12 protein-coding genes are annotated in these 12,025 nt (G+C 64.4%); 6 read left to right on the plus strand and 6 right to left on the minus strand.

Annotated elements, in window-relative coordinates; genetic code table 11:
• Positions 1-6: 6 nt before the first annotated feature.
• Entirely contained in the window at positions 7-1,242 is a 1,236-nt protein-coding gene (locus JMY29_RS17420; protein ID WP_064722512.1) for a pyridoxal phosphate-dependent aminotransferase, read from the plus strand.
• Between the two features lie 8 nt (positions 1,243-1,250).
• On the opposite strand, the gene JMY29_RS17425 is transcribed toward JMY29_RS17420, so the two are convergent.
• Entirely contained in the window at positions 1,251-2,288 is a 1,038-nt protein-coding gene (locus JMY29_RS17425; RefSeq protein ID WP_189076273.1) for an alcohol dehydrogenase catalytic domain-containing protein, read from the minus strand.
• Between the two features lie 83 nt (positions 2,289-2,371).
• Here JMY29_RS17425 and JMY29_RS17430 point away from each other — a divergent pair, with 83 nt between their 5' ends.
• Positions 2,372-2,830 (plus strand): carboxymuconolactone decarboxylase family protein, encoded by a 459-nt coding sequence (locus tag JMY29_RS17430; RefSeq protein WP_064722510.1) that lies wholly within the window; start codon positions 2,372-2,374, stop codon positions 2,828-2,830.
• Positions 2,831-2,847: 17 nt separating this feature from the next.
• Complete coding sequence (locus JMY29_RS17435; protein WP_035733814.1) at positions 2,848-3,747, plus strand: sigma-70 family RNA polymerase sigma factor; 900 nt, start codon at positions 2,848-2,850, stop codon at positions 3,745-3,747.
• Between the two features lie 6 nt (positions 3,748-3,753).
• Here the strand turns inward: JMY29_RS17435 and JMY29_RS17440 are convergent, their stop codons facing one another.
• The 3 genes from JMY29_RS17440 to JMY29_RS17450 form a co-directional block, all read right to left on the minus strand.
• Positions 3,754-4,980 carry an APC family permease gene (locus tag JMY29_RS17440; RefSeq protein ID WP_229778638.1) on the minus strand — a complete coding sequence of 409 codons (1,227 nt, stop codon included), beginning with the start codon at positions 4,978-4,980 and terminating at the stop codon, positions 3,754-3,756.
• Positions 4,981-5,222: 242 nt separating this feature from the next.
• Entirely contained in the window at positions 5,223-5,660 is a 438-nt protein-coding gene (locus JMY29_RS17445) for a hypothetical protein (protein WP_039243054.1), read from the minus strand.
• A 14-nt stretch (positions 5,661-5,674) separates the two neighbouring features.
• Entirely contained in the window at positions 5,675-7,618 is a 1,944-nt protein-coding gene (locus JMY29_RS17450; RefSeq protein ID WP_189076275.1) for a primary-amine oxidase, read from the minus strand.
• 123 nt (positions 7,619-7,741) lie between these two features.
• Between JMY29_RS17450 and JMY29_RS17455 the strand changes: the two genes are divergently transcribed.
• A complete protein-coding gene (locus JMY29_RS17455) occupies positions 7,742-8,332 on the plus strand; it encodes a TetR/AcrR family transcriptional regulator (protein ID WP_189076276.1) in 591 nt (196 codons plus the stop codon).
• Between the two features lie 16 nt (positions 8,333-8,348).
• On the opposite strand, the gene JMY29_RS17460 is transcribed toward JMY29_RS17455, so the two are convergent.
• Positions 8,349-8,990: a LysE family translocator gene (locus tag JMY29_RS17460; RefSeq protein ID WP_189076277.1), complete on the minus strand. Its 642-nt coding sequence runs from the start codon at positions 8,988-8,990 to the stop codon at positions 8,349-8,351.
• A gap of 161 nt (positions 8,991-9,151) precedes the next feature.
• Here JMY29_RS17460 and JMY29_RS17465 point away from each other — a divergent pair, with 161 nt between their 5' ends.
• Positions 9,152-10,564 carry an aldehyde dehydrogenase family protein gene (locus tag JMY29_RS17465; protein ID WP_018778235.1) on the plus strand — a complete coding sequence of 471 codons (1,413 nt, stop codon included), beginning with the start codon at positions 9,152-9,154 and terminating at the stop codon, positions 10,562-10,564.
• On the opposite strand, the gene JMY29_RS17470 is transcribed toward JMY29_RS17465, so the two are convergent.
• A complete protein-coding gene (locus tag JMY29_RS17470; RefSeq protein WP_189076278.1) occupies positions 10,554-11,048 on the minus strand; it encodes a MepB family protein in 495 nt (164 codons plus the stop codon). The two genes, JMY29_RS17465 and JMY29_RS17470, sit on opposite strands and share 11 nt — an antisense overlap.
• Before the next feature lie 105 nt (positions 11,049-11,153).
• Here JMY29_RS17470 and JMY29_RS17475 point away from each other — a divergent pair, with 105 nt between their 5' ends.
• Positions 11,154-12,011: a prephenate dehydratase gene (locus JMY29_RS17475; protein WP_189076341.1), complete on the plus strand. Its 858-nt coding sequence runs from the start codon at positions 11,154-11,156 to the stop codon at positions 12,009-12,011.
• Positions 12,012-12,025 lie beyond the last annotated feature (14 nt).

The following is a 12,025-nucleotide window of genomic DNA, read 5'->3' on the forward strand; positions in this document are numbered from 1 at the left end:
TCAACCATGCGTCCGATGCAGCACTCCAGCAAACTCCAGAACGTCCGCTACGAACTCCGCGGTCCCATCCTTCAGGCAGCCAAGGCCATGGAGGCCGAAGGGCACCGTATCCTCAAGATGAATCTTGGGGACACCGCGCCGTTCGGACTGGAAGCTCCCGAGTCCGTGGTGGTGGACATGATCCACCATCTGCGCGGTGCGCAAGGCTACAGCGACTCCAAGGGCATCTTCTCTGCCCGCACAGCGATCTCGCAGTATTACCAAACGCGCGGGCTCATGAACATCGGCGTCGAGGATGTCTTCATCGGCAACGGCGTCAGCGAGCTGATCTCCATGACACTCCAGGCATTCATGGAAAACGGGGACGAGATCCTTATCCCGGCACCGGACTACCCGTTGTGGACCGCTGCCGTGACGCTTACAGGCGGCAACCCGGTCCACTATCTATGTGACGAGGACGAAAACTGGTGGCCGGACATGGCCGACGTCGAAGCGAAGATCACCCCCCGCACCAAAGGCATCGTGATCATCAACCCGAACAACCCCACCGGGGCCGTCTACCCCCGGCACATCCTGGAACAGTTCGCGGCACTGGCCAGGAAGCACGATCTTGTCCTGTTCTCCGACGAGATCTACGAGAAAATCCGCTACGTTGACGCCCCTCACATCCACACAGCTGCCGTCGCCGAGGACATCTGCGTGCTGACCTTCAGTGGGCTGTCAAAGGCGTACCGCATGCCGGGTTACCGGGCCGGCTGGGTTGCCGTGACCGGGCCTTTGACGGCGACCGCCGCGTACCGGGAGTCCCTGGAATTGCTGGCATCGCTCCGCCTGTGCGCCAACGTCCCGGCGCAGCACGCCATCCAAACCTGCCTTGGCGGTTACCAGAGCATCGAAGCCCTCATTCGTCCCGGCGGCCGGCTCCGCGAGCAACGGGACCTGGCGTGGAAGCTGTTGACGGCCATCCCCGGTGTTTCCTGTGTCCCCGCAGCCGGTGCGATGTACCTGTTCCCGCGGCTGGATCCCGAGGTCTACCCCATTGCCTCGGACGAGAAGTTCGTCCTCCAACTCCTCCAGGAACAGAAGATCCTGGTCTCGCACGGCACCGCCTTCAACTGGCCCACCCCGGACCACTTCCGGTTCGTGATCCTGCCGGCGGTGGAGGACATCGAGGAAGCCGTCCGCCGGATCTCGCATTTCCTGGCGGCGTACCGGAACCGCCCGGCAGAGGAATCAAACTAGGGGCGTACTTACAGCGCCGGGTCCACCATGGTCATGCCTGCCGGGTTGGCCTTGTCGAAGCCGGGCAACAGTGCCGCAGCATCTTCCAGCCCGATAGTGCGTTCGATCAGCAACTGCGGCTGGAGCGCACCCTGTTCAATGAGCGCCATCATTCCGGGGTAGTCCACCGCGGCCATGCCGTGGCTGCCCAAGAGATCAAGTTCCCAGCCGATCACGCGGGCCATGGGCACCTGCGGGTTACCGTCGATGGAAGGCAACAGTCCGATCTGGACGTGCCGTCCCCGCCTGCGAAGGCTGAGGATTGCGTCGGCGCAGGTTTGTTCACTTCCGACGGCGTCTACCGCCACGTGGCTGCCTCCGCCGGAGAGGACGTTGACCGCAGCGGGGATGTCCGCGCCGTCGGCAAGGACGGTGTGGTCGGCGCCCAAGCGTGCGGCCACGGACAGGGCCTCAGGGTTCCGATCCACGGCAATGACCTTGGCTCCCATGGCCTTGGCGATCATCACGGCACTCAGTCCGACGCCTCCCGCGCCTACCACGGTCACCCACTCGCCGGCCTTCACGTTGGCACGGGCTGCCAGAGCACGGTATGCCGTGGCGAAGCGGCAGCCGAGGCTTGCCGCCGTCGTAAATTCGATGTTTTCCGGGATGGCAACCAGGTTGCTGTCGGCGGCGTGCAGGGCCACGTATTCAGCGAATGATCCCCAGTGGGTGAAGCCGGGCTGCTGCTGCTCGGGGCAGACCTGCGCGTCGCCGGCCAGGCACCATTCACAGGCGCCGCAACCGCAAACGAAGGGGACGGTGACGCGATCGCCGACCTTCCAGCGCTGGACGCCTTCCCCGACAGAGTCGATCACGCCGGCGAGCTCGTGACCCGGAACGTGGGGCATCTCAATGTCATCGTGGCCGGCCCAGGCGTGCCAGTCGCTGCGGCACATTCCTGTGGCCAGGACTTTCACCACCACACCCCCAACCGGGGCTACTGGCTTGGCGACCTCCCTGACATCGGGCTGGGTCCGGACTTCGTCGAAAACTACTGCGCGCACGGATTGACTCTAACAACTGTCACACTTCCGGCGCCCCTTCCGACATCCCTCATGTAAGGCATCAACTCTGAAAGGAAGTCAGCATGACCCGCATCAACATCGGCCGCAGCAACAAACTCGGCTACGCTGCCGTCATTGGCCTTGAAGGTTACGCCCGCACGTCGGTCGATCCCGATCTGTACGAGCTGATCAAGCTCCGCGCCTCCATCCTCAACGGCTGCGGTTTCTGCGTGGACATGCACGCAACGGACGGCAGGAAGCGCGGCATCCCGGACCGGAAACTGCACGCGGTGGCAGCCTGGCAGCACTCCAAGGTGTTCTTCGATGCCCGTGAGCAAGCTGTGCTCGCCCTGACCGACGCCTTGACTCAACTGGGGCCGGACACCGTGACGGACGAGATCTGGAACGCCGCCGCCACCCATTTCGACGACGGCCAGATGGGTGGCCTGATCCTGGCGATCTCCACCATCAACGTGTGGAACCGGATTGCCATCAGCACACAGATGGAGCCGCCGGTGGATGAGAAGAATCCGCTGGTCTGAAAGGTAACGTGGGCAGCATGACCCTTGCAGTCTCCGCCACGGCGGCGTGGCAAAGCGAACGGAACCGCCTGTTGGGGATTGCGTACCGGATGCTGGGCGACTTCGGCCACGCCGAAGACGTGGTCTCCGAGGTGGCGATCGAGGCGGTGCGCCAGGAACGGAACACCGCTTCTGGCCGCGTGGACTCCTGGCCGGCGTGGCTGACGACGGTGTGCGTGCGCCGCTCCATCGACCGGGTGCGCCAGCTCGCCGCGGTGCGGGAGGACTACACCGGGCCCTGGTTGCCCGAGCCCGTGGACAACGCTCAACTGCCCGAGGAGACGGTGGCCAACAGGGAATTGTTGTCCTTGACCCTGTTGCATCTGGCGGAGCAGCTGGCACCGGAGGCCCGGGCAGCGTTGGTACTGCACCGAGCCTTCGGGATGCCCGCTCCGGAAATCGCGGCCATCCTGGACAAGACACCCGCTGCAGTGCGCCAGATGATCTCGCGTGCAGAACGCCGCCTGGACATCGACCCCAATGCACCCGCTCCCCGCGCCAAGGACCGTGCCGTCCTGGAGAAGCTCGTGGAAGCCATCGAACAGGGCGAGATCAACACGGTTGTAGCGATGCTCCACCAGGACGCGGTGCTGTGGGCCGACGGCGGCGGCAAGGTCAAGAGCGCCATGAACCCCTTGTTCGGGTCGGCGAGGATCGCACGCTTTTTTGCGGGCATCCTGGGCAAAGCGATTGCTTTCGATCCCGTGGAGCCTGTCCGGGCATGGGTCATTGGGATCAACGGCGGAGCGGCTTTGGTGCTCAGGCACCACGGCCGTTCCGACGTCGTCGAAGTTGACGCGGGTCCCGACGGGAGCATCCGCGGGCTGCGGCAACTGTCCAACCCGGACAAGCTGACCCGGCTTTCGCAGCTTACGTAGCCCGGCTCACGATTTCACCATGCTGCGGCCGTCCACCGGCTGCGGCAGGAGGCGCCTCGACGGCCTTCGCCCGGCCAGGAACGCCGCGGCCCCCAGCCCTGCCGGTACCAGCAGCGCCCATCCGCTGAAGAGCAGAACCACAAGCATCACGACGGCGGCCACCACCACGCCGTACCAGGCTGCGGTCCGTCGCGGCAACAGCCGTACGCCCGCCGCCAGCCCGAACGCGGTGACAGCGGTGAAGCACGCGGATGCTGCTCCGATCTGGAACTCAATGCTGAGCCATCCAAGAGCAGCCAGGGCGAAGGAGATCGACGACATCACCGCCAGCGAGCACAGGCTCGCTGCCGGCACTTGGCCCGGGTCGACGCCGCGCGCAAGAGCCCGCGGCAGCACGCCGTCGGACGCCAATCTGGCACCGAGCTTACTGGCGCCTGCCACGAAAGTACTGAGCGGACCAAACGTGAGGACCGCAGCCGCGACAGCGGTCAAGGGTGCCGCCGCGGGACCGAGTCCTTTCGCCAGCAGTTCGGCCACCGGGACGCTGCTGTCCGCGAGCGCGGGCCCCAGAACGGCGACGCATGCAGCCACCAGTCCGATGTACACCACTCCAACCACCACCAAGGTCAGCCAGGTGGCGCGTTTGAGGTCCCGTTCGGGGTTGCGGAACTCCCCAGCCAGGTGCGTCACTGCTTCCCATCCCGCGAAGCAGAAGAACAGCAGACTGGCCGCCCCGCCCACAGCCCAGAAGCCATGCGGAGCAAAGGGAGTGAAGTTCTCCACACGGGCAAAGGGCGCGGCCACGGCAACTGCAAAGGCGAGCAACGCAACGAGCAGAACCATCAGGAGGAGTTGCAGCTTGCTCGAGACCCGGATCCCCACTGCGTTGCTCAGGAAGCCCGCAGCCAGGATCACCCCAGCTGCGATCAGCGCAGTCCCCCTGCCGCCTCCCATGGCATGGGCAATGTACTCCCCGCCTATCACCGCGGTAGCCGGCGCCCCGAACGGAATTGCGAAGTAGAACAGGTAGCCGGCTACTACTGAGGCCCGCTGTCCGAAAGCCCTCGTGACGAACGTTGCGATGCCCCCGGCGTCGGGCTGCTGCCTGGACATTTCGGCGAAGCTCAACGCCACCGGCGTGCAGAACACCAGGAGCAAGACCCACGCCAGGATCGACGCCGGGCCCGCCACCTGGGCGGCGATGGCCGGCAGAACCAGGACTCCCGATCCCAAGATGGCACCTACATAAATCCCGGTCGCCCTGAACAGCCCAAGGCCCGAATTACTCACAGCTCTGCTCACCTGTTCACTGAACCGTGTTCGGGGTGGATGCAGGAAGCAGGGAAACTGCCTGCTAGGACTAATATCCTGCCGAATTTTCGTGAGCCTGTTGCTTCCTGACCTTCTTTTGCCCTGGAGCGACGGAAAATCAGCCTTTTAGGGTTGGGGTTCCGTGCTTCTGGCGGCAAAGAGGGTCAGGACGCTACAGCCGCTCGACGCCTCAGGCGCGCCACCAGCGTGGCGGCGAGCAACGCCGTCGTGATTTCCAGTCCGATGACCAGCAGCAGTTGCGCTGCGCCGGACGTATCAACAACGTTCGACGACGGCCTGCCGCCGTGGGCGTGTCCGGCACCGCCCGCTCCCAGCAGCAGGACGGCGTGCAGTCCCACCATGGCGAGGGCGGAGATGGTCACTTGATGGAGCGCGCCCACCCTGCTGTGCCGCCAGATGTGGACAGTGCACGGAATGCAGACAGCGGCCAGGGCGATCATGAGGATGCCCAGCCAGGCGTCGTGGTGTCCCGAAGCCGCGAGCCAGAGATGCACGGCGCAGGAAACAGCTGTCAGTGCCGCACAGAAGCGGGGATGGAGGACGGGCCCGCGTGAACGGACCCGTCCTGCCGTCGTTGTCATGGCTTCGCGGCCCTTTAGTGGCAGTGACCGGCAGGCTCGCCGGAATCACCGGCTGCGCTGTGGCAGCTTGAGCCTGAGGTGTTGGCCGGCACGTCCAGGACTGGGCTGCGGTCGAAGAAGCCCTCGGGCCGAAGCTTGAAGCCAACGGTGTCCACGGGCATGATCGGCCAGTCCTCCACGCGCGGGAAGTGCGTGAGGCCGAAGGTGTGCCAGAGGACGATGTCCTGGCCGTCGATGTCACGGTCCTGGGCGACGTAGGCCGGGAGGCCGGCGCCGCCGGAGTGCTGGTTCACGAAATCGCCCGTGGGGTAGCGCTCCTCGTCGGCGTAGCGGGTGACCCATACGTCCTTGGTGGCGAAGGCTGCCCGTTTGGCGATGGAGGAGCCGGGATCGGCCAGCAGCGTGGGCTGGTTCTCGGAGTGGAGCTTGTAGCCGACCGGTTCACCGAGACGGTTCTTGGACTCCGGGTTGGAGATGATCCAGGTACGGCCACTGCGGGCATCGGCTTCGCGGACGGCCTCCGACTCTTTGGTGAGGAGCGTGCGCTTGCGGGAGAACGCGTTGCCGCGCTCGTTGCCTTCGCCCATGGTCTGGCGGACCACGTCTTCTTCTTCCACACGGTTGGTGAAGCCGTCGATGGCCATGTCCAGGCGGGCGCTGAAGAGGTGCTGGTGGAACGGTGCGCCGAGGCCGGGGGCCAGTTGCGAGATGTTGTCAGAGCCACCTTCCGGGAAGGCACTGGTGAACACGACGCCGGTCGCCTTCGCCTCGAACTCGATGGTGCCGTCCAGGTAGAGGTACCAGTAGAAGCCGTAGTCGTAGTTGCCGATGGTGGTGAAGAAGGAGATCACCAAGCGCCGGTTGCGGCGGGTGTAGTTGATGCCGGTCCAGAGGTCGGAGTGCTTGGACAGGATGCCCCAGTCTTCCTCGTGCATGCAGATGCCGTTGCGGATCTCGCGGGGGTTGCCGAAGGCGTCACTGATGACCGGGCTGAGATAGGTAATGTCACCCAGGCAGTCGCAGCCAAGTTCCAGCGAGTTGGCGTACTGGCCCACCAGGTATTCGCCGGTGTCGAAGTAGTTCTGCCACGACCGGATAGGCGAAGGGTCACCGTAGGGAACCACCATCTCGGCGATGGAAGCGCGATTGATGATGGGGCGCTTCTTCTCGCCGTCCTGGAAGGCAAGGTTGTGGAGGACCACTCCTTCGCGGACATCGAAGCCGACGTCCACGCTCCACTTTTCCCACTCGACATGGTTACCGCCGGTGACCGTGAAGCTCGGGCCTTCGGGCTGGGTGATGCTGATGGGTTTCTGCGTTTCCCTCAGCGGGCCTGTCAGTTCAGGATCCGTGTAGTTTCCGTGTTCTGCCGGGATGGGCATGGCTCCGAGGTCGATGACCTGGGTGACTTCCTTGTTCACGACATCGACGTACGCAACCAGCCCATCGACGGGGTGGGCCCAGGCGCTGTCCTCGGGGAAGTCCTGTACGAAGGCCAGGCCGCGGAGGATGCGGCGGCCTTTCTCTTCCGCGTACTCAAAAACACCCGCGGACAACGGAGCGACGCGAACCTTTTCCACGTCCAGGTCCCGGGCGGCGAGGGCTGCCAGCCAGCGCTCATCTGTGGCGAGGAGCGTTTCAACCACCTCGAACTCTTCTTCCAGCACGGGAAGCTCGCCGGAGACCTTGGTGTCCAGTTCCTTGGCAATGAGGATTTCGCCGCGGGTCACCGAAACCAGGACGTCCGTGGGTGCTCCGCCGGAGATGTCGTGGATGAACACGCGGAACCGGCGGTCTGCCTCTGCCTGCCCACGGGAAGGATCCACCAGTCCCAGGTAGGCGATCCGCTTTTCGGAACCGAGGTGTCCGGCGGCCCGCAGGATTGCCTGGACCTCGGAGATCTCGGCACCCGTGGCCAGGCGGTACTGGGTGGCTGTCTCAGTTGCTGTGGGCGTCATGGCTGCCTCTTGTCCGGGACCTATGATGGGTCGGGATTTATTTTCTATAGGTGTAGAGAATAACCAAAACGTAAGATGGGTCACAAGACCTTTCCGCCAATTATTTTTCCGGGAGCCCAGCCAGTGCCAAAGATTGTGGACCACGATCAACGACGCCTCGAACTGGTGGATGCAACATGGCGGATCATCGCAAGGCTCGGCATGGAAGGCGCCACCATGCGGGAAATAGCAGAGGAAGCAGGCTTCGCCAACGGCGCCCTCAAGCCCTACTTCCCCACCAAGGACCTGCTGCTGACATCCGCTTTCGGACACGTTTTCAACCGCACCAACCAGCGCATCGCCACCATGACCGACGGACTCTCAGGGGTGGCGGCCCTCCGCGCCTTCTGCGCCGAAGTCCTGCCCCTGGACGAGGAACGCGTCAACGAAGCCCGCATCGTGATCCCGTTTTGGCAGAAGGCACTCAACGACGCCGACATGGCCGCCCTCCACAGCGAGTCCATGAGCCAGTGGCACACCACCATCACGGCCCACTGTGCAGCAGCCCGGGCGGCCGGTGAGATCGCCACCCCCATCGGGGACGCCGCCGTCGCCGATCACCTGCTGAACATGATGCTGGGCGCGCAGATCGTGGCCGCGTTATCCCCCAACGAGCACTTCTCGCAGGACCTTGAGGGGCAGTTGGACAATTACCTGGCGCTGCTTGCCGCGTAGGCAGCAGGCGGCGCCGCTAGCTCGTGGCGCCCGACGCCACCACGCCGACTCCCAGCCCGGCGATCACGCCGCTGCTGACACGCTCGACGACGGTGCTCACCTTGGGCCGCTTGAGCCACCGCATCGCTTTGAACGCCACAACGGCGATCATCGAGAGATACGCGAAGGCGATGACGGCCACCACCACGCCCAAAATGAGCGACGTGCCCATGGTGTCGCCGCCATGCGGGATGAATTGAGGAACTACCGCCAGGTAGAAGAGGCCAACCTTCGGATTGAGGAGGGTGGACAAGGCTCCGGCGCCCAAAGCCGAGAGACGACTGTACGGGAGTGGCTCGTTGGCACCCTCCCCGGCGGCAGCTGATTTGGCGGCCTTCCGCGACTTGATGAACGACGACACCCCCAAGTACAGCAAGTACAAGCCGCCTGCGATCTTGACCCAGCGGAACAGTTCCGCCGACTGCTCCAGGATGGCGGCCAAACCCACGCCCACCAAGGCAGCCCAGGCAATCGCGCCCATGGCGGATCCAGCCGCTGCCGCAATGCCTGCGCTGGGCCTGTTCAATGCGATGCGCAGGACAAGGAAGGTGTCCGGGCCGGGCGTTACGGACAGGACCAGGCAGAGACCGGCGAAGGCTGCGAGGGAAGCAAGAGTCACAAGCACGATTATCAGCCACTAGGCAGCACGGGCAAAGCGTTCACTTCCCGTCAAGGGCTGTTCGTGCAAAGACAAGGCCGCGTCGCATGATGCCAACCACACTGGAAACATCGCCGCGTGCCTCACTGGCCGCCAAGACTTACTACCCGAGCGGAGTACCAATGGAGACTTACGACGCCCTGCTGGCCTCGATTACCCCGGCCCCCGGCCAAGACCGCCGCACCATTTTCGACCCTGCGACGGGCGAGGCTGTCGGCGATGCGCCCGTTCACACCGTCGAGGACCTCCAGCATGCGGTTGATGCCGCCGCTGCCGCCCAACCTGCATGGGCTGCCTTGGGCCACGACGCCAGGTCAGCTGCGCTCATGAAGGCAGCCGACGCCGTCGAGCGTTCCGCTGAAGAACTCGCCCAGCTGCTCTCCCGCGAGCAGGGCAAGCCGCTGAACGGCCCGAACGCCCGCTTCGAAGTGGGTGCGTGTGCCGCTTGGCTGCGCGCCACGGCCGCGACGCCGCTGGATCCCGAGACAGTAGTGGACGACGGCGAGACCCGCGCCGAGCTGCACTACCGTCCCATCGGCGTGGTGGGTGCCATTGGCCCGTGGAACTGGCCCATGATGATCACCGTGTGGCAAATCGCCCCGGCCCTGCGCATGGGCAATGCCGTGGTGGTCAAGCCCTCCGAATACACTCCGCTGTCCGTGCTGGCGCTGGCGTCCATCATCAATCAGGAACTGCCTGAAGGACTGCTGTCCGTGGTCTCCGGCGGCCGCGACGTCGGCGAAGCGCTGGCCTCGCACGACGCCATCGGCAAGGTCATGTTCACCGGCTCCACCGCCACGGGCAAGGCGATCATCCGTTCGTCGGCCGATACCGTCAAGCGGCTCACGCTGGAACTCGGCGGCAACGACGCCGGTATCGTCCTGCCGGACTCCGACCCCAAGGCCATCGCTGAAGGGCTGTTCTGGGGGGCTTTCATCAACACCGGCCAGACCTGCGCCGCCCTGAAGCGCCTGTACGTGCACGAGTCCCAGTACGAAGCCGTCTGCTCAGAGCTTGCAGCTGTTGCTGCTGCCATGCCGATGGGCAACGGTCTGGATGAGAACAACGTCCTGGGCCCGCTGCAGAACCGGCAGCAGTACGACATCGTGGCCCGCCTGGTTGAAGCCGCCCGCGATTCCGGTGCGCGCGTGTTGATCGGCGGCAACCCCGACGCGGACCAGCCCGGCAACTTCTACCCGACCACCCTGGTGGCGGACATCGATAACGACAACCCGTTGGTGGCTGAAGAACAGTTCGGACCCGCGCTGCCGATCATCAAGTACAGCACCGTTGACGAGGCCGTCGCCAAGGCGAACGCGCTCGACGTCGGACTGGGCGCCTCCGTCTGGTCATCCGACTTGGGTGCCGCCCGGGAAGTCGCCTCACGGATCCAGGCCGGCACCGTGTGGATCAACAAGCACGGCGCCGTAGACCCACGAATCCCGTTCGGTGGTGCGAAGCAGTCCGGCTACGGCCTGGAATTCGGCGCCGAAGGCCTCAAGGCCCTGGGAGTGCCCCAGATCATCAACGGCTGACTCCTCCGGCCGGGGCAGGCCCCGCTGCGCATGTCGACGGTAGCTCGACAAACGCAGCGGCCTGCCCGCGCTGGGTGCGCAGCGCCTGGGGATTCAGTTCAGTGCACCACGGTGGATAGACCCGGAAGCCGCGTTTGCCCTGACTCGGGCCGGAACTGACATAGCCCAGTGAGATCAACTGTTCAGGGGTGAACCGGAATACTCCGAAACGCTCACCGTCCTCCACGAAGACGAGCAGGCCTGACAACGACTCCGCCGCGGTGAACGGGCGGGTTGAACCACTGACGTCCCGCTTCCACACCGCCACAAAAGCACCCGGTTTCGTCGGCGTGATCCGCGCAGTCCGTATGCGCCACTGCTGTCCGGCGATCAACGCAACTCCGGATTCAGAGTCGCTGTTCTGCTCCTCCGCGTGGACAATGCCGCTGGAATCATCAGGAACCGGCTGCCGGGCTACGAAGCGCTCAAAGGCGTGGAAGTTCACCTGTCGAACCCTACAGGCCACGAAAGCTGTTCCTCGCCCCCGCTGTCCAGTCACAGGTTGGACGCGGTTGGGTCGCCGGACGCTCACCGTGTAACCATGAGCAGCATGGCCCAAAAGATTGCGTACCAAGGCGAGCCCGGAGCCAATTCGGATCTCGCATGTAAGGAAATGTTCCCCGAGCTTGAAAGCGTCCCATGCGCCAGCTTTGAGGACGCGTTTGAACTGGTCTCCAATGGAGACGTCGATCTGGCCATGATCCCCATCGAGAACTCCATCGCTGGACGAGTGGCCGACATCCACGTGCTGCTCCCCCAGTCGAAACTCCAGATCGTCGGCGAGTACTTCCTGCCGATCCACTTTGACCTGATGGGAATCCCAGGCAGCACCATTGAGAACGCCACCGAGGTCCACAGCCACATCCATGCGCTGGGTCAGTGCCGCAGGATTATCCGCGAAGCCGGGCTCAAGCCTGTCATTGCCGGGGACACAGCGGGATCAGCCCGCGAAGTCAGCGAGTGGAATGATCCGCGCAAACTGTCGCTGGCTCCGCCGCTTGCCGCCAAACTGTACGGACTGGACGTGCTTGCCTCCGGCGTCGAAGACAACCCAAGCAACACCACCCGCTTTGTTGTCCTGGCCCGGGAACGCGAACTTCCCACCAAGGAAGAACTCCCCGGTCCCGCAATCACCAGCTTCGTCTTCCGGGTACGCAACGTTCCCTCAGCCCTCTACAAGGCATTGGGTGGATTCGCGACCAACGGCCTCAACATGACCCGTTTGGAAAGCTATATGGTGGGCGACGAGTTCGCGGCAACCATGTTCCTGTCCGACGTGGAGGGGCACCCCGAGGACGCCCGCCTGCGCCGTGCGCTGGAGGAATTGGAGTTCTTCACCACGGAAGTGCGCGTCCTCGGCGTCTACGCAGCAGATGCCTACAGGGAACGGAACACGGTCAGCGCCTGAACCGGTTGATGGCC

The sequence above is a fragment of the Paenarthrobacter nicotinovorans genome, from assembly GCF_021919345.1.
GTDB lineage: Bacteria > Actinomycetota > Actinomycetes > Actinomycetales > Micrococcaceae > Arthrobacter > Arthrobacter nicotinovorans.